Source organism: Bacteroides difficilis (genome assembly GCF_048319815.1).
In the GTDB taxonomy this organism is placed as follows: Bacteria; Bacteroidota; Bacteroidia; order Bacteroidales; family Bacteroidaceae; genus Bacteroides; species Bacteroides zhangwenhongii.
The window spans coordinates 3,975,768-3,999,349 of sequence record NZ_CP182814.1 but is presented as its reverse complement, the minus strand read 5'-3'; the positions used below and the strand labels follow the sequence as shown (position 1 = coordinate 3,999,349).

The 23,582-nt window shown below is 40.3% G+C and carries 21 protein-coding genes and 1 tRNA gene; 13 read left to right on the top strand and 9 right to left on the bottom strand.

From position 1 onward, the window contains the following. Positions 1 to 38: 38 nt before the first annotated feature. The 4 genes from ACNOGP_RS15785 to ACNOGP_RS15770 are packed head-to-tail and all read right to left on the bottom strand — an operon-like array spanning position 39 to position 4,824. Entirely contained in the window at positions 39 to 1,226 is a 1,188-nt protein-coding gene (locus ACNOGP_RS15785) for an ABC transporter permease (RefSeq protein WP_418213157.1), read from the bottom strand. Beyond that, on the bottom strand, positions 1,210 to 2,394 hold the full coding sequence (locus tag ACNOGP_RS15780) for an ABC transporter permease (RefSeq protein WP_418213156.1): 1,185 nt from the start codon (positions 2,392 to 2,394) through the stop codon (positions 1,210 to 1,212). The genes ACNOGP_RS15785 and ACNOGP_RS15780 overlap by 17 nt, the downstream gene beginning before the upstream one ends. A gap of 24 nt (positions 2,395 to 2,418) precedes the next feature. Beyond that, the gene (locus ACNOGP_RS15775) at positions 2,419 to 3,405 is read right to left on the bottom strand and encodes an HlyD family secretion protein (protein ID WP_418213155.1); all 987 of its coding nucleotides are present in this window, start codon (positions 3,403 to 3,405) and stop codon (positions 2,419 to 2,421) included. Between the two features lie 6 nt (positions 3,406 to 3,411). Next, positions 3,412 to 4,824, bottom strand: a complete 1,413-nt coding sequence (locus ACNOGP_RS15770; protein WP_418213154.1) for a TolC family protein — start codon at positions 4,822 to 4,824, stop codon at positions 3,412 to 3,414. 175 nt (positions 4,825 to 4,999) lie between these two features. On the opposite strand from ACNOGP_RS15770, the gene ACNOGP_RS15765 reads away from it, so the two are divergent. From ACNOGP_RS15765 to ACNOGP_RS15750, 4 genes are all read left to right on the top strand, one after another. After that, positions 5,000 to 5,072, top strand: a tRNA-Gly gene (locus tag ACNOGP_RS15765). Positions 5,073 to 5,215: 143 nt separating this feature from the next. Then, positions 5,216 to 6,709, top strand: a complete 1,494-nt coding sequence (gene proS, locus ACNOGP_RS15760; protein WP_143866007.1) for a proline--tRNA ligase — start codon at positions 5,216 to 5,218, stop codon at positions 6,707 to 6,709. Positions 6,710 to 6,848: 139 nt separating this feature from the next. Further along, the gene (locus tag ACNOGP_RS15755) at positions 6,849 to 7,526 is read left to right on the top strand and encodes a response regulator transcription factor (RefSeq protein ID WP_122138471.1); all 678 of its coding nucleotides are present in this window, start codon (positions 6,849 to 6,851) and stop codon (positions 7,524 to 7,526) included. Positions 7,527 to 7,547: 21 nt separating this feature from the next. Then, positions 7,548 to 8,822: a sensor histidine kinase gene (locus ACNOGP_RS15750; protein ID WP_418213153.1), complete on the top strand. Its 1,275-nt coding sequence runs from the start codon at positions 7,548 to 7,550 to the stop codon at positions 8,820 to 8,822. Between the two features lie 137 nt (positions 8,823 to 8,959). On the opposite strand, the gene ACNOGP_RS15745 is transcribed toward ACNOGP_RS15750, so the two are convergent. The 4 genes from ACNOGP_RS15745 to ACNOGP_RS15730 all read right to left on the bottom strand — a co-directional run bounded on the left by ACNOGP_RS15745 (position 8,960) and on the right by ACNOGP_RS15730 (position 12,025). Continuing rightward, on the bottom strand, positions 8,960 to 9,916 hold the full coding sequence (locus ACNOGP_RS15745) for an ABC transporter permease (protein ID WP_004295992.1): 957 nt from the start codon (positions 9,914 to 9,916) through the stop codon (positions 8,960 to 8,962). Continuing rightward, the gene (locus ACNOGP_RS15740) at positions 9,909 to 10,652 is read right to left on the bottom strand and encodes an ABC transporter ATP-binding protein (RefSeq protein WP_004295990.1); all 744 of its coding nucleotides are present in this window, start codon (positions 10,650 to 10,652) and stop codon (positions 9,909 to 9,911) included. Before ACNOGP_RS15740 ends, ACNOGP_RS15745 begins: the two co-directional genes overlap by 8 nt. Positions 10,653 to 10,655: 3 nt before the next feature. Beyond that, complete coding sequence (locus tag ACNOGP_RS15735) at positions 10,656 to 11,807, bottom strand: NEW3 domain-containing protein (RefSeq protein WP_186967627.1); 1,152 nt, start codon at positions 11,805 to 11,807, stop codon at positions 10,656 to 10,658. An 80-nt stretch (positions 11,808 to 11,887) separates the two neighbouring features. Then, complete coding sequence (locus tag ACNOGP_RS15730; protein WP_153260234.1) at positions 11,888 to 12,025, bottom strand: hypothetical protein; 138 nt, start codon at positions 12,023 to 12,025, stop codon at positions 11,888 to 11,890. Positions 12,026 to 12,069: 44 nt separating this feature from the next. On the opposite strand from ACNOGP_RS15730, the gene ACNOGP_RS15725 reads away from it, so the two are divergent. After that, positions 12,070 to 12,507: a PepSY-like domain-containing protein gene (locus ACNOGP_RS15725; protein WP_143866015.1), complete on the top strand. Its 438-nt coding sequence runs from the start codon at positions 12,070 to 12,072 to the stop codon at positions 12,505 to 12,507. A 297-nt stretch (positions 12,508 to 12,804) separates the two neighbouring features. Here the strand turns inward: ACNOGP_RS15725 and ACNOGP_RS15720 are convergent, their stop codons facing one another. Then, a complete protein-coding gene (locus ACNOGP_RS15720) occupies positions 12,805 to 17,262 on the bottom strand; it encodes a translocation/assembly module TamB domain-containing protein (protein ID WP_418213152.1) in 4,458 nt (1,485 codons plus the stop codon). Positions 17,263 to 17,463: 201 nt separating this feature from the next. Between ACNOGP_RS15720 and tsaD the strand changes: the two genes are divergently transcribed. The 8 genes from tsaD (at position 17,464) to ACNOGP_RS15680 (ending at position 23,569) form a co-directional block, all read left to right on the top strand. Then, positions 17,464 to 18,483 carry a tRNA (adenosine(37)-N6)-threonylcarbamoyltransferase complex transferase subunit TsaD gene (gene tsaD / locus ACNOGP_RS15715; RefSeq protein WP_007758239.1) on the top strand — a complete coding sequence of 340 codons (1,020 nt, stop codon included), beginning with the start codon at positions 17,464 to 17,466 and terminating at the stop codon, positions 18,481 to 18,483. 417 nt (positions 18,484 to 18,900) lie between these two features. After that, complete coding sequence (locus tag ACNOGP_RS15710) at positions 18,901 to 20,133, top strand: competence/damage-inducible protein A (RefSeq protein WP_418213151.1); 1,233 nt, start codon at positions 18,901 to 18,903, stop codon at positions 20,131 to 20,133. A 122-nt stretch (positions 20,134 to 20,255) separates the two neighbouring features. After that, the gene (rpmB, locus tag ACNOGP_RS15705) at positions 20,256 to 20,516 is read left to right on the top strand and encodes a 50S ribosomal protein L28 (protein WP_004295983.1); all 261 of its coding nucleotides are present in this window, start codon (positions 20,256 to 20,258) and stop codon (positions 20,514 to 20,516) included. Between the two features lie 21 nt (positions 20,517 to 20,537). After that, positions 20,538 to 20,726, top strand: coding sequence for a 50S ribosomal protein L33 (gene rpmG, locus ACNOGP_RS15700; RefSeq protein ID WP_002560155.1), 189 nt, complete (start codon positions 20,538 to 20,540; stop codon positions 20,724 to 20,726). 16 nt (positions 20,727 to 20,742) lie between these two features. Further along, the gene (locus tag ACNOGP_RS15695) at positions 20,743 to 20,901 is read left to right on the top strand and encodes a DUF4295 domain-containing protein (protein ID WP_007758236.1); all 159 of its coding nucleotides are present in this window, start codon (positions 20,743 to 20,745) and stop codon (positions 20,899 to 20,901) included. Between the two features lie 138 nt (positions 20,902 to 21,039). After that, positions 21,040 to 21,999: a signal recognition particle-docking protein FtsY gene (gene ftsY, locus ACNOGP_RS15690; RefSeq protein WP_007760403.1), complete on the top strand. Its 960-nt coding sequence runs from the start codon at positions 21,040 to 21,042 to the stop codon at positions 21,997 to 21,999. After that, positions 21,996 to 23,300 (top strand): 30S ribosomal protein S12 methylthiotransferase RimO, encoded by a 1,305-nt coding sequence (gene rimO, locus ACNOGP_RS15685; protein WP_007758234.1) that lies wholly within the window; start codon positions 21,996 to 21,998, stop codon positions 23,298 to 23,300. Before ftsY ends, rimO begins: the two co-directional genes overlap by 4 nt. After that, positions 23,297 to 23,569, top strand: coding sequence for an HU family DNA-binding protein (locus ACNOGP_RS15680; RefSeq protein ID WP_007758232.1), 273 nt, complete (start codon positions 23,297 to 23,299; stop codon positions 23,567 to 23,569). The genes rimO and ACNOGP_RS15680 overlap by 4 nt, the downstream gene beginning before the upstream one ends. Positions 23,570 to 23,582 lie beyond the last annotated feature (13 nt).

Here is a 23,582-nt window from a genome sequence, read left to right as displayed (position 1 = left end):
ATTCTATTAAAAACTTTCATTTAGAAAGTTTTTTGTTACTAAAGTTGTTTTTTTTGACTTGCCAAGTTGCTTTTATAGACCCATATGCTAATAATGAAATAAACAATCGTCTGAATCCACAAAGTTATATATTCCGGTTTTATGTCTGCCATATCGGCACCCATAGAGTTTAGCTTTACAAAAGCAAGTGTACCCGGTGCAGCCGGAAGAATATAGTGTACTATTTTCCAATACCACGGCATTAATTCCATAGGATAAGAAACTCCGGAAAGAAATATTAATCCAACCGAGAAAAAAGCAATCATGAGTAATGGAGCTTCCGAATCTGCAAAATATCGCGAAGCAGCCAATCCTAAAAAAGAAGTGGCCATCAGATAAGGTATTAACAATAATATAATGTAGAATCCATTTCCAATATTAGGAATACTAAAGAAATAGGGAAGGAGTCCTAATAAGAAAAAAGAAAAGACTGCATATAAGGCACAATATACAAAAGTTTTTCCCGTCACCAAACGAATGGCAACTCCCCAGCCATACCCAAAAGGTGTATAAGCACGAATTCCTCTGTTGGCATGTTCGTCACCGGTCAACATACCTATCACCATTAGCAAAGTCTGGAAAATAATGATCATCATGACCGCCGGAATCAGATAAGAGCCATATCCTTCCGTATAATTATAGAGTGCAGTTCCCACTACATTTATCGGTTTTGCCATAGCTACTGCCAATAATCCTTGAGGGGGTAAAAAAACAGCACCATCCGACCGATATTTATCATTGATAGCTAACATGACACGTGAAGAAGCGCCTTGTAATGCTTCAAAATAGAGGAAGGCATCGGTCGTTGCATATAAAGAAAATACAGCTTCATCTCCGCGAAATACCCGCTCCTCAAAATCATGCGGCAAGTAAAGTATTCCTTGCACTTTTCCTTCTTTCATCCACTCTTTGGCTTCATGGTAGTCAATTGCCTGATCATAAATTTCCGCTTGAGGGGTCGCATCCAACCATCGAATAAAATTACGACTCAATTCGCTGTGGGAATTATCAACAACGACAACAGGAACATCCGTTACAATATTAGGAGCGTACATATAATTATAAAGCAATCCATACATGAAAATTCCTCCCATCAACACCAGTAAAACAGCATAGCTAGTACTTATGGCAAGAAACTCCCGACGGATAATAAATGATAGCTGTTGTAATTTACTTAATGTTTTCATATTTATGACTTTCTATAGCTCGTTTTAAATGGGGTAGTAATGATAAAGCCAACAAGGGGAAGATGCAGAGTATCACCATTGACGGCCAAAGATAGATGAATCCACCACCTCCGTAAAGCATGGTTTGTATCATCTCTGTAAAATGACGGACAGGGAACAGATAAGAGGCATCTCTTACTAACGGATACATATTAGAAACCGGAAAAGTTACTCCCGATAAAGTAGCCCCCAATGAACCTACCATAGAAACAACACTTATTACCAGAGAGACTGCCGGGAACAGGGAAAATATGAATAATCCGAGAGCCTGTGTAGCAATAACAAAGAGTACGGTTATCATGTTTATCAGCCACCAGCTTCCTTGAAAAGGAATATGCAGGATACCGAACATGACATAATTACCCAGCCATCCTATCAGAATATATATAAAGGTATAGGGGAGTAGTTTACCCAAAACGGCAGTTATCATATTGCCTTTAGCAGTAGCCAGCCAATCTGTAGCTGTGCGGAACTTGATTTCAATTCCGACTGTATACACAGTAGTCAGGAGAATCAATATCTGAAATAATACGAAAAAAAACGGCTGGCTCAGATAAACGGAATAATCCAAGCTCGGATTATATATCGGGTGGTTGTTGGCTTGTACCGGTAACAGGAATGTAGTAATTTGCTGTTGGTCTGCCCCGAGAGATACCGCTTCCATTACAATGGGAGATAAGGATACGGGAGCCAATGACGTTTCAAAAGCAGCCATGAGCTCACCACCTACTGACAACAAGGCATAATGATAATAATAGGAAAGAGTTGCATTCTTTCCGGTGATAGCATTCTGTTCAAATCTCGGAGGTATGGAAAGATACCCGTAGATTTCTTTTTTCTGTACGGCCTCACGGGCTGCAGCCTCATTTACATAATGTTTTACTACCTTAAAAGTGGGCACTGCAGAGATATTCCGTGTAATAGCCCGTGAAGTAACAGTATTGTCCTGGTCGATAATGCCTATCGGGATATTCTCCATCTGCCCGTTACCGAAAATGGTAGCCATAAAAAAGAGAGTAAACAACGGCAGGACAATACAGACACCGAAATAAAGGCGTCGTGACGTCATTCGCCGCCACTCTCTGAGCAGTACGGAGCGAAAAGGTGAATATGTTTGTGATAAATCCATTCTATGATTAATTTTATTTGCCGATTAATTTAGCGTTAGCAACACGGACATACCGGGACGCAGATCATCTACCTTTTGCGTCGGACGAGCATGAATCTCAAATGTACGCAAATCATAACTTCCGGTTTGCTTGGTTGATTTCCATGTGGCAAAGCTACCTAGCGGACTGATATAGTATATTTTAAATTCAACATCTTTTTTACCGATAGCAGGTATATCTGCGATGAAAGTTTCCCCCATTTTAAACTGCGGCATCAGATCTTCACGTACATTGAGAACAACATGTACGTCATCCATTACAACCAAACTCATGATAGGAGTACCCGGTGCAACCAGCTCTCCACGTTTTGGGAAGATGGTTGCTATTTGCCCGTCCTCCGGTGCTGTCAGCCGTGCATCGAGCAATAAAGCAGAAACTTCGTCCACTGTACTTCTGGCAGCGTCTACCATACTGGCGGCAGACGCTTTATCTTCTTTTTGTGCACCATCTACAGCCATCTGGTATTGTTCATACGCTGCACGTTCAGCTGCAACAGCCGCTTTATACATCGCTTCCACTTCATCTTTTCTCTGAGAAGTTACAACACTATCTTTATATAAAGTAAGAATACGATTATATGTTGTTTGAGCAAGACCGAGATCACTCTTTGTCTTGTTCCAGAGCTGTAATGCAGTAGCTACAATCTGGCGACGGGTTCCAGCATCTATTTTTTTATTCTGTTGTACGGCAACCTGTTCCAAAGCATTTACTTGTTGATACTTGGCATATATTTCAGGACTATTGATTACAACAAGAGTATCCCCTTGATGTACCCAATCACCTTCCCGGACAAAGAATGTGTCTATACGCCCGGGAAGTTTTCCACTAATACGAATTTCAGTCGCTTCCGCTTGCCCTTGAAGAACTAACGGTTGTTTATGCATCAATATAATTCCCAGCGCTGTAAAAACACCGACAGCGAACATAATAATGACGAAGGCCCATGAAAGGGTTCTACTAGCTAATTTCATTGTTTGTTACGGTTTAGGTTGATAGTTTGCAAATTGTTCAGGTGTGCCACAGAGTGAAAGTAGATTCATCAGTGCCACATCATATTCATAATATGCTGCCAAACGAGCCACCTTTACATTGGCAAGCATGGTTTCAGCATCAATAACTTCGGTAGAAGTTGCCATTCCTTCAGTGAAAGATTTCTTCCGGATACGAACCAATTCTTCACTTAAAGCAATTGTCGCATTCAATGCCTTCACATTATCCTGCGCTTTTTGCAACTGCGTATATAACTTATCTATACCAACAGCCAAATCATCACGAGCCTTCATTTGCCCTAAAGCAAGCGTCTGTTCCGTTAACTTCGATTGGCGTATTTTCTTCTCACGATCCAAACCATCGAACAGATTCCACGTAAACCCGATACCTATCATCGTACGCGGTAACAAATTACTCTGAATACCATGCGAATATAAGGTTTGTTTTCCGAAAAGGGCTATATTCGGCATATAGCCACTTTGTGCAATCCGCACTTCTTGCTTGGCAATATGCTGCTGCAACCGTAACTGGTTAAGCGCATAGTTCCCGCTGTTTACAGAGAAGTCAAAAAGCATCTTAGGAGGTATTGAATCATTCATAAAAAGGGGAGAAGTAGGTACTATATCGGTATCTGTATCTTTTTTATTCAGCAAAACTTTTAAAGCACTTTGCACTACTGTTTCTTCTTTTCGTGCAGCTTCCAATGCACGCTTAGCTTCATCCATATTTACTTGGGCAAAAAGTCTTCCGGCTTTATCAATCATACCTGCAGCTTCTAACTTCAAGGCATTCTCATAGTGCTTTTTCAATCCATTATATGTTTCTTCACGAACAATCACGACCTGTTGTGCCAACCGAAGGCCATAATAGCTCTCTGCCAATAAATTCTGTTGATTGGCGGATACTTGTGCCCGGTTCTCCCGTGCCAGATCAACCATCGTTCTTCCGATATTAGTTGCTCGGAAACGTTTTCCACCTGAAAAAAGGACCCATTCTGCAGACAAATCGACAGTAGTCAAGTTGCGTGGAGTCAAAGGAAATACAAGTGTGTTCGCACCTATTTTATCTAATATTGATGAGATGATCTGATCATCCGGAATAATAGAATGTACAAAGTCTTTCGCCGGGTCGGTAAACTGTGACAAAGGCTGCTTCACTTCAATCTTTTCCGACATATGCACAAATGCACCTGTGGACTGAAGACTGGGATACCAAAAAGCATTTAGTTTATCACGTTCCGCTTTGGCTATCTCAATACTTTTATCCGCAATTTTCAAGCTCCGATTGCCCAGATTGAGCAGATGCAATGATTCTTCAAAACTTAATGGTGTCTGTGCATCTATCTGACTGATGGAAAAAGGCAAAGTCAATAGTACAAAAAGTAACTTATTTTTTTTCATACTGGTTAGGTTATATCTTATATTGAGACATTCTAACAGATAAAAAGAGAAGTTTGTTCATTTCTACTTTTTCTTCCATTAAAAAGTAGAAGATTTTATTTGAGATATAAAAATTATGTTTACCTTTGCATCATCGTTTCATAGGGTTTCTTAGCCCGGAAACATTAGCAAGTATGCGGTAATAGCTCAGTTGGTAGAGCACTAGCTTCCCAAGCTGGGGGTCGCGAGTTCGAGCCTCGTTTACCGCTCGTTTGATAATCAGGCAGTTCATAGATAACTGCCTGATTTTTTATATGAATAAATTAATGTATGAAGAATAGGGCATTTCATGCATTTTTCGTATTTTTGCACCCTGTTTTAACACTCTGGAAAACTTAAATAGAAAAATATAATGGCAAAAGAACTGAAAGATCTAACCAAACGTAGTGAGAATTACTCACAGTGGTATAACGATTTGGTGGTAAAAGCTGATTTGGCAGAACAGTCTGCTGTGCGCGGATGTATGGTGATTAAGCCTTACGGATACGCTATCTGGGAAAAAATGCAACGTCAATTGGACGATATGTTCAAGGAAACAGGACACGTAAATGCATACTTCCCGCTATTAATCCCGAAATCATTCTTAAGTCGTGAAGCAGAACACGTAGAGGGCTTCGCAAAAGAGTGTGCCGTAGTAACTCATCACCGTTTGAAAAATTCTCCGGATGGAAAAGGAGTTATCGTGGATCCTGAAGCAAAATTGGAAGAAGAACTCATTATTCGTCCGACTTCTGAAACCATTATATGGAATACTTATAAAAATTGGATTAATTCCTATCGTGATCTGCCTATCTTATGTAATCAATGGGCTAACGTAATGCGTTGGGAAATGCGTACCCGTCTTTTCCTGCGTACTGCCGAATTCCTGTGGCAAGAGGGACATACCGCTCATGCTACCCGTGAAGAAGCAGAGGAAGAAGCAATCAGAATGTTGAATGTATATGGTGAATTTGCAGAAAAATATATGGCTGTTCCCGTTGTAAAGGGTGTGAAATCAGCCAATGAACGTTTTGCAGGTGCACTTGACACTTACACAATAGAAGCCATGATGCAGGACGGAAAAGCATTGCAAAGTGGTACTTCCCACTTCCTGGGACAAAACTTTGCAAAGGCATTCGATGTTCAGTTCGTTAACAAGGAAAACAAGATGGAGTATGTTTGGGCTACTTCATGGGGTGTTTCTACTCGTTTGATGGGTGCATTGATTATGACTCACTCGGATGACAACGGATTGGTATTACCTCCACATTTGGCTCCGATTCAGGTAGTAATCGTTCCTATCTATAAGAATGACGAACAACTGAAACAAATTGATGCTAAAGTAGAAGGCATTGTAGCTAAGTTGAAAGCACTGGGCATCTCTGTGAAATATGATAATGCAGATAACAAACGCCCGGGCTTCAAATTCGCTGATTATGAATTGAAGGGTGTACCTGTTCGTTTGGTTATGGGTGGTCGCGATCTTGAAAACAACACGATGGAAGTGATGCGCCGTGATACACTGGAAAAAGAAACAGTTACCTGTGAAGGCATTGAAACATACGTTCAGAACCTGCTTGAAGAAATGCAGGCTAATATCTACAAAAAAGCATTGGACTATCGTAATTCCAAGATTACAACAGTAGATACCTACGATGAATTTAAAGAAAAGATCGAAGAAGGCGGATTTATTCTGGCTCATTGGGATGGAACTACCGAAACAGAAGAAAAGATTAAGGAAGAAACCAAAGCAACTATTCGTTGTATTCCGTTTGATTCATTTGTTCCGGGCGACAAAGAACCGGGTAAATGTATGGTCACAGGTAAACCATCTGCTTGCCGCGTCATATTTGCACGTTCTTATTAAATAGAAATTGTATATCATTATAAAAAGGATGAAAGCGATTGAATCGTTTTCATCCTTTTCTTTTTTCCTTCCATTTCAGTTTTATTTCAGAAATATCCCTTTTCTTTGCAGTATGTAAAAAAGAAAGGAGAACAAAATTATGAAGGTATTGATTGTAGAAGACGAACCCTCTTTGAGAGAACTGATTCAATGTTCACTTGAAAAAGAACGTTACGTGGTAGAAACAGCCAGTGACTTCAATTCTGCTTTACGCAAAATAGAAGATTACGACTATGATTGTATCTTATTGGACATCATGCTGCCGGACGGAAGCGGACTTGATCTTCTTGAACGATTGAAAGCGCTCCATAAACGGGAAAATGTGATTATTATTTCCGCCAAAGACTCTCTGGAAGACAAAGTCTTGGGATTGGAACTCGGGGCGGATGATTATTTGCCGAAACCCTTTCATCTGGTTGAATTAAATGCACGTATTAAAAGCGTGATTCGCCGTCATCAGCACGATGGAGAAATTGATATCCGCCAAGGCAATGTACGGATAGAACCGGATAAATATCGTGTCTTTGTGAATGATCTGGAAGTGGAACTAAATAGAAAAGAGTATGATATCCTATTATATTTCATCAACCGCCCCGGAAGATTAATCAATAAAAATACCTTGGCCGAATCTGTATGGGGAGATCATATCGATCAGGTTGATAATTTTGATTTCATATATGCGCAAATCAAGAATCTCCGCAAAAAGCTCAAAGATTCCGGTGCAACGATTGAAATCAAAGCGGTTTATGGATTTGGATATAAAATGGTGGTAGAATAAAAAAGAAAGAGATTATTGTCCATGAAATTAATATATTACATCATTCTTCGTATTACACTTGCTCTGACCCTTATACTGACAGTCTGGGCTATCTTCTTTTATGTTACGATGATCGATGAAGTCAACGATGAAGTGGATGACGCTTTGGAAGATTATTCGGAAACCATCATTATCCGGGCATTGGCAGGAGAGGAGCTACCTTCTAAAACCAATGGCTCCAACAATCAATATTATATGATGGAAGTAAGCAAAAAGTATGCGGAAAGCCGGGAGGATATTCAGTATAAAGACTCTATGGTATACATTGAAGAAAAAGGAGAGACCGAGCCGGCACGTATTCTTACTACTATCTTTAAAGATGATGAAGGACGATACCACGAACTGACAGTATCGACCCCCAGCATTGAAAAAGATGATTTGAGAAATGCCATCCAGGTGTGGATTATATTTCTATATGTAGCTTTATTATTCTGCATTATTATCATTTCCGTATGGGTATTTTACCGGAATATGCGACCGCTCTATGTACTTCTACACTGGCTGGACGGTTATCAAACAGGAAAAAGAAATAAACCTTTGAGTAATGATACTCAAATCACGGAATTCCGGAAATTAAACGAGGCTGCCATTCGTTATGTGGAACGTACAGAGCAGATGTTCGAACAACAAAAACAGTTTATCGGAAATGCTTCACACGAGATACAAACTCCACTTGCTATCTGCCGTAACCGATTGGAAATGTTGATGGAAGATGATTCGCTATCAGAAAAACAACTGGAAGAACTGATGAAAACGCATCAGACTTTAGAATACATCACTAAATTAAACAAATCCCTGTTATTGCTTTCCAAGATTGATAATGGTCAGTTTACGGATACCAAAGAATTGGAACTCAATGTACTTCTCAAACAATATCTGCAAGATTACGAAGAAGTTTATGATTATCGCAACATAGAAGTCACGATAGATGAACAAGGTGTTTTTAAGGTGACAATGAACGAATCTCTGGCTGTTGCTTTACTCACTAACCTCCTGAAAAATGCATTTGTACATAATATTGACGGGGGACATATCCGAATCACCATCACTAAGAATAGTATTACCTTCCGAAATTCGGGAGTGGAACATCCGCTAGACAAGAAACATATCTTCGAACGTTTCTATCAGGGTAGTAAAAAAGAAGGATCTACAGGGCTGGGATTAGCTATAGCCGATTCCATCTGTCGTTTGCAACATCTGAATATAAAATATTACTTCGAGCAGAATGAACATTGCTTCGAGATTTCCCAATTATAAGATTCCCCCAGAAAACAAACACAGAGGATACGGATTTAAAGTGAATGACCTGTCGGTTATGTTATCATAAACCAATTTGTCAGGTATATCCATTCACCTGTTTCTCCGTGTCCTCTGCGTCTTTTATAGTAAGCAGGTTATCGGGATCGTATTTCTCTCCTCATAAACATGATATAAGAAATAGCGAAGCAAATAACCGTTGCCGCAATCAATCCGGTCAGTTGTGGCCATACAACCAAAAGACTTTGTCCTAATGGGAGCGGACTAGGGATAGCTCCCTGTACCTGTTCCATAGTCAATGGCCCCAAACTTCTGACAGAAGGCATCAATAATGTGGTGGTAGCTTCATTAAACAGTTCACTCGGCGCCAAACGCATCAACCCTAGAATAAACTTCTGATAACTGATAATCTGATAAGGTGATGCCATCTGTGACGGACTCAATCCTTTTGCCACCAAATTAACAATCATGGTATAGAATACGCTAAAAAACAGCCAAACGGCCACAGATGCTAATGCAGAAGTCGCTGCCTGACGGAAACGGAGCGAAAACAGAATAGCCAGATTCAACCAGAATGCTACATAAAAGATACTGGTAATGATGAAGAAAACAATTCTCCAAAACTCTTCTGCCGTAGGAGGAATACCAATAGCAATCAGCCCACATCCCATCACCAGAAAGCCCAATACAAACAACATGATACCTATCACAATCAAAGCAGCCACAAACTTCGCATTGATAATGCAATCGCGATGAATAGGCTGGGACAGCATACGGCTCAATGTTCCTTTATTTTGTTCGGAATTGACTGCATCAAATCCCAAAGCGATTCCCAATAGGGGACCTAAGAAGTTAATAAACAGCACAAAAGAGGGGAGAGTCCCATCTGAAACCGTAAACAACTTCAAGAAAAGAAACGAACCGTCCGGATCATTAGGTTTGATGGCTTCACTAATATTGGTGAGTGCTGTATATAGCGACCCCATACAGGTAAGTGCTATAATACCTATTAGTATAATAAAACGCCAACTTTTGACATGATCGGAAATTTCCTTGTTGACGATAACCCAAAAAGGATGATTGACTTTATTCATGTCTTTCTCCTCCTTCCTCAAAATAATGGTTATAAATATCAGACAATTCCTGCTTCTTATCTTTCAATTCTGCCATATCGATCAGAGCAAGTAATTGGCCATTACTGAACAAACCTACCCGGTCACACACTTTCTGTACCTGATCCAGATGATGGGAAGAGAAAAGTACAGTCAGTCCTTCTTCTTTACTCAACCAGCGAATCAGTTCGATAAATTCCTGAACACCTGCAGGGTCAATCCCTGAAGTCGGCTCATCGAGAATAATAATCTCCGGATTTTTAATAAGTACATCAGCCAATCCCAACCGCTGTCTCATACCACGAGAATATTTCCCGGTCTTTTTGGCTAACTGATCTTCAAGGCCTACCCGCTTCATCAGTTCCATAGCCTTGGTTTTTGCCTCTTTATCAGAAATTCCATTTAATCGCGCTGTATAGATCAAATTCTCCGGTCCTGTCATATCATCATAGAATCCTACATCTTCTGGCAAATACCCAATTTTCCTTTTTACTTCAATGGGGTGTGTAGTAGAATTGATTCCACAAATTTCAACTGTTCCCGAAGTAGGCTCTGTCAATCCCAACATCATTAAGATAGTAGTTGATTTTCCAGCACCATTCGGTCCCAGCAATCCGAAGATTTCTCCTTTCCGGATATTCAGGCGAATATGATCTACAGCAGTGAAATTACCGTATTGTTTGGTCAAATCGGTAAGTACGATCACTTGTTCGCCCATAATTTACCTCCTTCCATATTTACGGAACAGATAGTAAACCACGCCGATGGTGGCAATAATGATAAGAACGCCTACCCATCCCCATATCATCGGAGTTTTTACTGCAACTCTGAACTGCGCATCGGCATTTACTTCAGGAGTTTTTGCCATGATGGTAGTCACATAGTCGCCTGGCAATGCTTTTTTAGAAGCTTTCAATGTAGCCATAACCGTTGATGTCTCTCCGGCTTTTAGTGCATCGATTTTTGAAGGTTCGAAAGTTACTTCCCAGTCAGCAGGTTTATTGGCAGACAGCTGAATATCTTTCAGTAATGAAGAGCCTGTGTTTCTGACTTCCAGTTCTATTTTCTTTATATCACCTGCTGTGACATCTGTACTCAATAACCCACGGGGAGTAGTCAGTTCCATTTGATAAGAGCCGGTAACAACCACTTCCAGTTCCAATTCGGCGGAAGTGGTACCTGTAGCGGCGCGTACCGGAATTTTGTAACTGCCGGCTTCTACATTGGCAGGAGGAGTAATATCTATACTTACATTTTGAGTACTGTTGGCTTCCACTTGCGCAGAAGTGGCTTGCTTATAGTTAGGTTTAAAAACTACATTCCAACCTCTGGGTGCATTAGCCATCAAAGCATATAACTGCTGGTCGGCAGTCTGATTCTTTAAAGTGGCGCTGAAAGTGAAGGTTGATTTAGAATTTCCCTGCATGTTGGGTTGGTCGGTAGTAAATTCAGTCTGGTATGTTCCTTTTTGAGCAACCACCACATCCAATGGAAGTTTAGCGTTTCCGGCATATACCACAAAGTGATAATTACCTTTATTCACCTTTAATGGAACTTCGACTTTTAAATTGAAAGTCTTTTTCTCTTTGGGAAGTACCGATAGTTGGCTAAGGCTCCAGCCACCGGATTTCATTTCGTGTTTCCAACTGGCGGACAATCCGCTGACAGAAAGATTTGCGTTCGTCAACTGGTCTGTGTTGTTGATAAGATCAATACTGTAGTCAATTGACGCTCCGGGAGATACGGAGATTTTTGTGTAAGGTGTGTACAGAATCACGCTCTTAGGGATAGAATCATTTGCGTGTGTGTTATTAATGGGAATCAATCCCAACAGAATAGCTAATAATAAAAAACAATTTGTTCTCATAGTCATAAAAAAGTTCTTATGGTTATTTAATATGAATACTGTCAAATTTGTGGTTGCAAAAATAAGGGATGTGTTTATTAGTAGGTTTAAAAGAATCCTAAAGAATCTAATTCAAGAATATCATGCTGCCAACCTATTTGCCATACTTCACTATTTTTCGATTTTTCTTTCGAAATTTCCCGAAATTCCCAAATCTTTTCAGAATCTGTTCTCATCTTTGCCATATAAATTAAATGATAATAGTAAAACCAATTAAAAAACAACGATTATGAAAAAGTTAGTATTCTTATTAGTCTGTCTTTTTACTTTACAAACAGTAGCGCGTGCGGATGATGACAAACCAATTCAAGTAACACAAATGCCACAACCGGCCCAACTGTTTATCAAACAACATTTCCCAAAGAACAAAGTAGCATTGGCAAAAATGGAAAATGATTTCTTCTACAAAAGTTATGAAGTGATTTTCACAAACGGCAATAAGGTAGAATTTGACAAGAAAGGAAATTGGACTGAAATAGATTGTAAACATACAGTTGTTCCTACAGCAACAATTCCTACAGCTATTCAGAAATATGTAACGACTAATTATCCTGACACAAAAGTATTGAAAATAGAACGAGATAAAAAAGAGTACGAAGTAAAACTCTCTAATCGAGTAGAACTAAAATTCGACTTGAAGTTCAATCTGATTGATATTGATAATTAAATAAAACAAAGGGAGAATAGCATCCCAGATAACATATTAAACGATGATTGGTGAGGTTATAGAAAGACACCAATCATCGTTTAATAATCATTTAATCAGCTATTATATGCTAAAACGGAGCAACCCAGAGCATAAATATCAAACCCTTTCTGCTCTCTTTTCTCTACAATACCCAATCCTGGGATAAACCCTATGACAGTTGCTGCCAAAAATATTGGCAAAACATCGGACTGTATTGTGCCATACATTATCTATGACCGCCTACGCAAGGTTGTTATCCTAAAAGACAAACCTTGTTTATGGCTGGAGACGTTGTCTCTTCACTGCCGATTTAGCAGTCCCATCGATATGGGTACTATCTACCGGTTGCTGTTCAGTCCTTTCCGCCTTTTCTTGTTTACGCTTATTACGTATTTTCCATTTATTCCAGAAAAACAGATCGCTCCACTTATTAAAATCCTTCTTATACATAATACCCACCCCTTGCGTGGTCAGATTTGTTTTTGTATAATAACGGTCATTCGTTTCATTATATGCCTTCAGACGAATATCACCCGAACGATTAATCAGCCATTCCGCTTCAAAGTCACCGACAAAATTCGTATTCGCCATCGGGTTATCCCGATAACCGAAATTTCCATTGATCAGTAACCGGTTATTCAGCAACTGTCCGGAAAGAATGCCTTCCACTTCCATATCCGTCCAACCTTTGTCTCCTGTACTCAGATTCGTTCCGATATTCCAGTTATTCGTCTCAAAAACCTGCGACAGCGCATTGTTCAACTGACCGGACAGAGTAGAGGAGAGCACCGATGACATGACATTCGAGTTCTGATTATTATTACGAGCGTCTTCCGTATAGAACTTACCAATTCCCAACAAATAAAGAATCTGCATATTCATCTGCTCTTCGGTGCTGATATAATTGCGTACCAATGTCTGTACCTCATCTCTTTCATTCGGAAGTTCAATACCCAATTTGATAGTAGGACGCACCAGCATACCACTCAAATTCATTATACAATTAACCCGCACATTGGGTTGCTGTATAATGGTCGAAGCATCCGGTATCAAATCATTCAGCGAAGCGGAGTTCACAGTGTAAGAAGCCTGTATATCCATATTCGCATCCAAAGGCGCACCATTGAAAGTAATTGTACTTCCATCCTTAATCACAAAGTCCTTGCGAATCACTTCTTGCAAACTGAATTTATACACTCCTTGATTAATCCGGTAATTACCGAACATCCTGACATCTCCTTTATTATAAAATTCCGTCCGGATATTTCCCGTCCCTTTTCCTGTGATATAATCTCCGGCAACCGGATCCATAATAATCCGCATAGTAGCGTCGGGAGTTGCATCCACCAGAATATTCAACCGGATATCCGTTTTTTGCTCTTCTGTTTCCGCTTGACGTTTCTGTTGTATCTGGTCATAATAAGAGATAATCTGAACAGAGTCCTGGATGGTCCGACGCGGTGTTTTGTCAACGAATTTAATAAACTGATTGCTCGTGGCCGACGCTACACTACCATTAATATAAGTAAAAGTCGTATTCCTATTCGTTGTCATGGCGGCATTCACTTCCAGTCCTTGTGCGGCATTACCGGACAACATTACATTTCCGGTTCCATATACAGTTCCATAGAAAGGCATATCCGCCGATTCTTTCGTATTCATCACAAGCATATTATCAGCCTGTATCTCGAAACGATAATTCAGATTCTTGAAATGTTTATAATGCAGATATCCGTTTAATTTTCCCGTATGTCCCTCCATATCGGAAATATGTATATTATTGAATGTCAATCCGCCAGGAGCCAGATGAATGGTATCTTTGATGGCAAAGTGAGTATTCAGAATATCAAAGTTCATAGATGCATCTGTCATTACTGCACCATCCAGATTCAATCCCTTGAACTTGCCATAAAAATGCACCTTACCTGTTCCGCGTCCTTTTATATCATTAGCAATGCTTCTCATATAGTGTTCGAGGAACTTCAAATTCAATTCATTCGCTTCAATATTCAAATCAAGTCCGCTCTCCGGTTTCAACGGATAAATAATACCCGTGACGTGCGAAGGAGAAGGAGCAATATCCTGGATAAACGCATCCAACCGGATTCCTCTATTCTCATTGTCCCATTCACCATATATATCCAAATCTCCCAATCGTCCCTGATTGAGAGAGAAATTCTTTATAAACAAACGAGTATTCATGACAGGTTTCTTCAACACACCGCACGCGTATGCCGTTCCCGTAGCATCTCCCTCAAAATTTACATCATCCGATATACTGGCAATATCAAACACATATCCCATATTGATATCCTTCAAGTCAACCTTGACCGAGTCTTCGGGATTGTCAGACAGACGTCCGTTGATACGCACATAACGGTCTTGATGGCTGAAATAGAAATTGTTCACATCCACCTTTCCCGAATCCACTACCACTTGCGAAGGATGTATTTTCCAAAGCGTGTCATTCAATATAATATCAGTAGGCTTCACGTCTACCGTTGCCTTTAAGAGCGGTTTTTCTCCTTCCGTACGGAGAAACTTAGCTACAGCCGCCAACTGTCCGCTATACGTTACAGCCGCATTATTACCCCAATTCAAGGTTGTACTGACATTATCATCTTTGGCTTGCGCATCCAAAGAAAGATTAACCGCTCCTTTCTTTTTCAGATTGGTCAAACGAACTAACGCACGAATATGATCTGCTGGATTCTCACAAAGAACCATACCCGATTCTATAAAATTATTCTTATATTGCAAACGGGGAAAATACCCCTCTACACGCAGACGCTGCAAAGGATCGTTGAAATATCCTTTCAAAGTAGAATGGGTATATATGGTCAATGGAATATCAAAGATGGTAGATAGAATATCCGTATTATAGATATGTATATCAAACTGAAAATTATTATGCGTTTCAATTTCTTTTTTAGGCGGTAATATCAGAGACGGAATATATTTCCGCATAATATTAAGAATACTGGCGGGCAAGGTATGGTATTGAAATTTCCCTTCTACATCGGCCGTCAGAAACTCGGAAGTCAGCTTCAATTGGTTTTCGTCATTTTTCTTTGTAGCCCGAATATTCATGTTCTTCATGAAATACTCTTTATCCGGAGCCGTAAATTCCAAACTATCGACATTGATTTCTCCAATCATCTCTTCTATGGAACCACCTGTGAAGTTGGCCCTTAATTTCAAAGAAAACTCCGCATCCGCATATTTAGTAGTAAGATTAAGATCATGCGGACGCACCTTGTGTACTACCGCCAGAAAATTGAAGGTAGGAACTTTGGACGTGACATTGACATCCCCGTTCAGATAGACGGAACCATTCGGATCGTCCAATGCTACCTTACCGTTAAAGCCACCCCGCTTATATTCTCCGTCCAGCGTGATATTTTCATATCTGTATCTACTATAATCTATTGAAGCAATCAGCCCTTTCAGTTCTACAGTTGGGCGCTGATTTGTGATATGCCGTCCATGCACATCCAGATTGAAAGTTATTTCTCCCAACTGTTCATTAGCCAATAGTTCCCCCAGCTTGAAGTCCGTTGTTTTCACCGCACCGGAGTAAGCGAACAACCCTTTGCTCTTATCCGCACTTAACTTTAAGTCGGTTTTCACATCTCCCAGACTTGTACGCAACTGACCGTACGTTACCAAGTCTGTGAAATATCCGGAAATTTCTCCGCGAAAACTAATATTTCCCAAACGTTCGAGAACGGGAGGAACTCCATTATAATCCGGATTCAAGTTACGCACTAAAAAGCCTACCCCGCGGGTATTGGCCGAAAGTTCGGAAAGAGTACCATACACATACGCATCCTGCGGATGTGATAAATCCTGCAACGAGACATCCCCTCTAAGACGGAATTGCTGTTCTTCCGACACAATCTCCAAATGCGAACAGTTCAACTGGTCTACAGTTCCTTTTACTTCCATGTCCAACGTTATCGGTTCCTTGAAATGGGAAAGAACCGGCACAAAAGGAGAGATGTCCTTCAATGTAATCTGCGACGGTAACGTACGGAAAGAGAAATGCACTTTCTCCGCAAAATGCTCGAAAGCTTGTAAACTGTCATACACCAAGTGGATAGTATCCATTTTTAAAGAAGTCTCGGGCAGTTCAATAGCAAAATTATCAATGCTTGTCTGTTTATTGTTGGCTACCAGCTTCAAGCTCATTTTCTTCAAAGAAAATCCGGACATCTTCTCATCAAGGCTCAATCGCTTGATTCCCAGATTGACCGAATCTTTGCTCAATGCCTTCAAAGATATATTGGCTATAATATTCTGAAGTTGGATATGCTTGGCATTAAATTTTCCCGGAGTCTCTTCTTCCGAAAGTACATGATAGGACATTCTTCCACGACGAATCAATATTGAATTGATACGCAAATCAAGCGAACTCTCTTTCTTTACAGTGTCTTTGGAAGCAAAAGCATCCAGAACAAATTTAAAGTTAGGAGGAGTATCCGGTGTTTCCTTGCGAAGATTAATATTGAAACCGAAAAGCTGCACACTGCTGATAGAAATCTTTCCCTTAAAAAAAGGCACGATATCGAACTTGGCAGACAAACGGGTGACTTTCAACATTTCCTGTCCACTTTGGTCATCAAGCAATACATCATCAATGATAATACGGTTCAATAATCCCATATTGATTCTGCCGATTACCACTTTCGTCTTCAACACTTCGGAAAGTTCGTCGGCGACAAACGCACTCATCGCTTGCTGAACATTTGGTATGTTCAGCAAAGCAATAGTTCCGATATATACTCCCAGTACAATACCAACTACCCAGCGTACAGTCTTTTTCAGCGTTCTGATAAGCGATTACTTTTATTTTGCGAACAAAAATATAAAATAGTTCGTTATGAATCGTAGTTTTATGATTACTTTTGCACCGTTTAATAGTTTAAATAACTTATGAGTGCAATAATATTAGGAATTGAGTCCTCCTGTGATGATACGTCGGCAGCCGTTATCAAGGATGGTTATCTGCTGTCAAATGTGGTAGCAAGTCAAGCCGTACACGAAGCATACGGTGGAGTAGTACCCGAATTGGCTTCACGGGCACACCAGCAAAATATCGTACCGGTAGTACACGAAGCGTTGAAACGTGCCGGAGTCACTAAGGAAGAGTTGAGTGCAGTAGCTTTTACACGTGGTCCCGGATTAATGGGGTCCTTGCTTGTCGGAGTCTCTTTCGCTAAAGGATTCGCTCGTTCTCTCGGAATTCCTATGATTGATGTTAATCATCTGACAGGTCATGTTTTAGCTCATTTTATTAAAGCTGAAGGAGAAGAAAATAAACAGCCGCAATTTCCATTCCTTTGCCTCTTAGTGTCCGGAGGAAATTCGCAGATTATATTGGTAAAGGCCTATAATGACATGGAGATTCTCGGCCAGACAATTGACGACGCCGCCGGTGAAGCAATCGATAAATGTTCAAAGGTTATGGGATTAGGATATCCGGGCGGCCCCATTATCGACAAGCTGGCACGCCAGGGAAATCCGAAAGCATATACATTCAGCAAACCTCATATTCCGGGATTGGATTATAGTTTCAGCGGACTGAAAACTTCATTTTTATATTCATTGCGCGACTGGATGAAGGAAGATCCTGATTTTATCGAACATCATAAAGTGGATCTGGCAGCTTCATTGGAAGCAACGGTAGTGGATATCCTTATGGACAAACTGCGAAAAGCTGCGAAAGAGTATAAGATAAAAGAGGTGGCCGTAGCGGGAGGAGTTTCCGCAAATAACGGATTGCGTAATGCTTTCCGGGAACATGCGGAAAAGTATGGCTGGAATATCTTTATACCTAAATTCAGCTATACCACTGACAACGCGGCTATGATTGCCATTACCGGATATTTCAAATATCTGGATAAAGATTTCTGCTCTATTGAGCTTCCGGCTTATTCTCGTGTCACCCTATAAAGTTGTTTTTCTATTGTCACTTTTTCGTCTAATCATTTGTATGATAGCTGCTTAACAGGTGATAATAGGAGTGACAATAGGTGATAATAGTGACAATTGATGATGAAATAGGTGACAATAACCGTATTTTTGCATCGGGATAACGGCATATAAGCATTGGGATACGGTAACTTTTGCCGTTTGTCTTGGTAGAATTAGGATAATATGACGGTAGCATTAATAGGTTTCCTCTATTCTATTTCTTTGTTTCACGCACGGGAACCCGTAGGTTGACGTACGTGAAACGAACGGTCCACATACACGAAACATAAAGTCCACGTACGTGGAACGAGAGAAAGGAGCAGGAAGAATAGCTTAATGAAGTAGGGATATTCTTATAATATAATAGGTATATATAATAAATAAAGCAGGAGAAATATGTTTGCCGAGCTTATAACCATTGGTGATGAACTGCTGATAGGGCAGGTAGTCGATACAAATTCCGCCTGGATGGGACGGGAGTTAAATAATATAGGAATTGAAGTCCTTCGCATCGTATCGGTTCGCGATAGGGAAGAAGAGATCCTGGAAGCGATTGATAATGCGATGAAAAGGGCAAATATTGTTTTAGTGACCGGAGGACTGGGCCCTACTAAAGATGATATTACCAAACAAACACTGTGTAAGTACTTCAATACTGAACTGATATTCAGCGAAGAAGTCTTCGAAAACGTGAAACGGGTATTGGCCGGTAAAATACCAATGAATAAACTGAATAAAGGTCAGGCAATGGTTCCGAAGAACTGTACGGTAATCAACAACCCGGTAGGAAGTGCTTCTGTGAGCTGGTTCGAGAGAGACGGCAAAGTACTTGTATCTATGCCGGGAGTACCACAGGAAATGACTGCCGTAATGACTGAAAGCGTATTACCCAAACTGCATGAGAGGTTTCAAACAGATGTCATTATGCATCAGACTTTCTTAGTACAACATTACCCCGAATCCGTGTTGGCGGAGAAATTAGAAGCTTGGGAGGTCGCCTTACCGGATTGCATCAAACTGGCATATCTGCCCAAACTGGGAATTATCCGTCTGAGATTGACCGGACGCGGACATGACAGGAAAGAAGTGGAAACTCTTCTGAACCGTGAGAAAGCAAAATTGGAAACAATATTGGGCGAAGACATTTTCAGCGAAGAAGATACTCCGTTGGAAATCATCATCGGAGAGTTACTGAAAAAGAGGAAATTAACCGTATCCACCGCAGAAAGTTGCACAGGTGGAAGCATTGCGGAGCGACTGACATCTATCGCCGGAAGTTCGGAATATTTTAAAGGTAGCATAGTGGCTTATTCCAATGAAGTGAAGAAGGACCTTTTGCACGTGTCTTCCGAGACATTGGAAAAGTATGGAGCCGTTAGTGAAGAAACGGTGATTGAAATGGTAAAAGGTGCGATGAAAGCATTGAAAACTGACTGCGCTGTCGCCACATCGGGAATAGCCGGACCGGGAGGAGGCACTCCGGAGAAACCTGTGGGGACTGTATGGATAGCTGCTGGTTATAAAAACGAAATTCGGACATACAAGCAGGAAACAAATCGCGGAAGAGCCATGAATATTGAAAGAGCCGGCAATAATGCGTTGCTAATGCTCCGAGATTTACTCAAATAAAGAAAAATAGCTGCTTATAAGTGAATTATTTTAAGAAATTCTTGTTTTATACGGATAAAAGTACTTACTTTGCGTCCTGTTTGAAATAAGTATAGATATAAAACTATAAAAATAAGATAGAAATGTCGAAGATTTGTCAAATTACCGGAAAGAAAGCCATGATTGGCAACAATGTTTCACACTCAAAGAGAAGAACTAAAAGAACCTTTGATTTGAACTTGTTTAACAAAAAGTTCTACTATGTAGAACAAGATTGTTGGATCAGCCTTAGCATTTGCGCTAACGGACTGCGTATTATCAACAAAAAAGGACTGGACGCTGCGCTGACTGAAGCTGTGGCTAAAGGTTATTGTGATTGGAAAAGCATTAAAGTAATCGGCTAAACGTAGAGGAGAAAACTTACAATGGCAAAGAAAGCAAAAGGTAACAGAGTACAGGTGATTCTGGAATGTACAGAACACAAAGACAGTGGAATGCCGGGAACATCTCGTTATATCACAACTAAGAACAGAAAGAATACTACAGAAAGACTTGAGTTGAAGAAATACAACCCGATTCTGAAAAGAGTAACAGTACACAAAGAAATTAAATAATAAAGAAGTATAACCCATGGCAAAGAAAACAGTAGCAAGTTTGCACGATGGTTCTAAAGAAGGTCGTGCTTATACCAAGGTTATCAAAATGGTAAAATCTCCGAAAACCGGAGCATACGTTTTTGATGAACAAATGGTTCCGAACGAAAAAGTACAAGACTTTTTCAAAAAATAATCGAGATAGCATACACGCTATAAATTCAAAATCCTCTCATTGATAACAATGAGGGGATTTTTTATTGCTTCTTTTTTTACTTTTCCAATCCTTTGTTATATCTTTGTAGCATAATGTATCATACAAACATCTATAAATATGGGATTTTTTAGTTTTTTTTCCAAGGAAAAGAAGGAAACTTTAGATAAAGGATTATCTAAAACCAAAGAGAGTGTCTTTAGTAAGATAGCTCGTGCCGTAGCCGGTAAGTCAAAGGTAGATGACGAAGTGTTGGATAATCTGGAAGAAGTGCTGATCACATCTGACGTAGGTGTGGAAACCACTTTAAATATCATTAAGCGCATAGAAAAACGTGCAGCGGAAGATAAATATGTGAATACTCAGGAGTTGAATCATATATTGCGCGATGAAATAGCCGCTTTATTGACTGAAAATAATTCTGGAGATGTAGCCGATTTTGATGTAGCTATTGACAAGAAGCCATACGTAATTATGGTTGTGGGAGTTAATGGAGTAGGCAAGACCACAACAATCGGTAAACTGGCTTATCAATTCAAAAAAGCAGGCAAGTCCGTTTACTTGGGAGCTGCCGACACATTCCGTGCTGCCGCAGTAGAACAGCTTATGATATGGGGAGAACGAGTAGGTGTGCCTGTCATTAAACAAAAAATGGGTGCCGACCCTGCATCGGTGGCATACGATACCCTTAGTTCTGCGGTTGCCAACAATGCGGATATTGTAATTATTGATACTGCCGGACGTCTTCACAACAAAGTCGGTTTGATGAACGAGCTGACAAAGATAAAGAATGTGATGCGGAAAGTAGTGCCCGATGCTCCTAATGAGGTTCTATTGGTATTGGACGGTTCTACAGGTCAGAATGCTTTTGAACAGGCAAAACAGTTCACTCTGGCAACGGAAGTGACAGCGATGGCCATTACAAAACTGGATGGTACAGCGAAGGGAGGAGTTGTAATCGGCATATCAGATCAATTCAAGATTCCCGTTAAATATATCGGATTAGGTGAAGGCATAGAAGACTTACAAGTATTCCGTAAGAATGAGTTTGTAGATTCTTTGTTTGGAGAGAATGCATGAAAAAAAGAAGAATTGATATAATCACTCTGGGATGTTCTAAAAATCTGGTAGACTCGGAACAATTGATACGTCAATTGGAAGAAGTCGGATACAGTGTGACTCATGATACGGAAAATCCGCAAGGTGAAATAGCTGTTATTAATACATGCGGTTTTATCGGTGACGCAAAAGAGGAATCTATCAATATGATTCTGGAATTTGCCGAAAGGAAAGAAGAAGGTGATTTGAAAAAGCTTTTCGTAATGGGTTGCCTTTCCGAACGTTACCTTAAAGAATTGGCAATCGAGATACCGCAGGTAGATAAGTTCTATGGCAAGTTCAATTGGAAGGAACTGTTGCAGGATTTAGGACAGACGTATCATGATGAATTATATATCGAACGGACATTAACGACTCCCCGACATTATGCTTATTTGAAAATATCAGAAGGGTGTGACCGGAAATGTTCCTATTGCGCTATTCCTATCATCACAGGGCGTCACATATCCAAACCGATTGATGAAATTCTTGATGAAGTCCGGTATCTGGTATCTCAAGGTGTAAAAGAGTTTCAAGTGATTGCACAGGAACTGACTTATTATGGGGTCGATCTATATAAGAAACAAATGCTTCCGGAACTAATTGAACGTATCTCCGACATTCCGGGTGTAGAGTGGATCCGCCTTCATTACGCCTATCCTGCGCATTTTCCGACTGATTTGTTCCGGGTTATGCGTGAACGCGACAATGTATGCAAATATATGGACATTGCCCTCCAGCACATCAGTGACAAGATGTTGAGATTAATGCGACGTCAAGTCACTAAGGAGGATACTTATAAATTGATTGAGCAATTCCGTAAAGAAGTGCCGGGCATTCATCTACGGACAACTTTAATGGTGGGACATCCGGGAGAGACAGAAGAGGACTTTGAAGAACTGAAAGAGTTTGTACGCAAAGTGCGTTTTGACCGAATGGGAGCTTTTGCCTATTCCGAAGAGGAGGGAACTTATGCTGCGGAAGCGTACGAAGACTCTATCCCGCAAGAAGTTAAACAAGCCAGACTTGATGAGCTGATGGATATCCAGCAAGGAATCTCAGCTGAATTAAGCGCCGCTAAAATCGGAAAACAAATGAAAATTATCATTGACCGGTTGGAGGGGGATTATTATATCGGACGAACAGAATTCGACTCACCGGAGGTGGATCCGGAGGTTCTGATTAATAGTTCTGAAAAAGAGCTTGAGATTGGGCAGTTCTATCAGGTGGAAGTGATAGATGCGGATGATTTTGATTTATATGCAAAGGTTATAAATGTATGAATAATAAGGAATTTACATCCGAGCTAGCGGAAAGACTAGGATATACCATCAAAGATACTTCTGAATTAATCAATTCTTTGTTGGCTAGCATGACGCAAGAGTTGGAAGAAGGCAACATGATTGCGGTACAGGGGTTCGGTTCTTTTGAAGTAAAGAAAAAGGCGGAACGCATTTCCATAAATCCGGCAAGCAAACAGCGTATGTTGGTGCCCCCAAAACTGGTATTATCTTATAGACCTAGTAATACATTGAAAGATAAGTTTAAATAAATATATTCCCCGT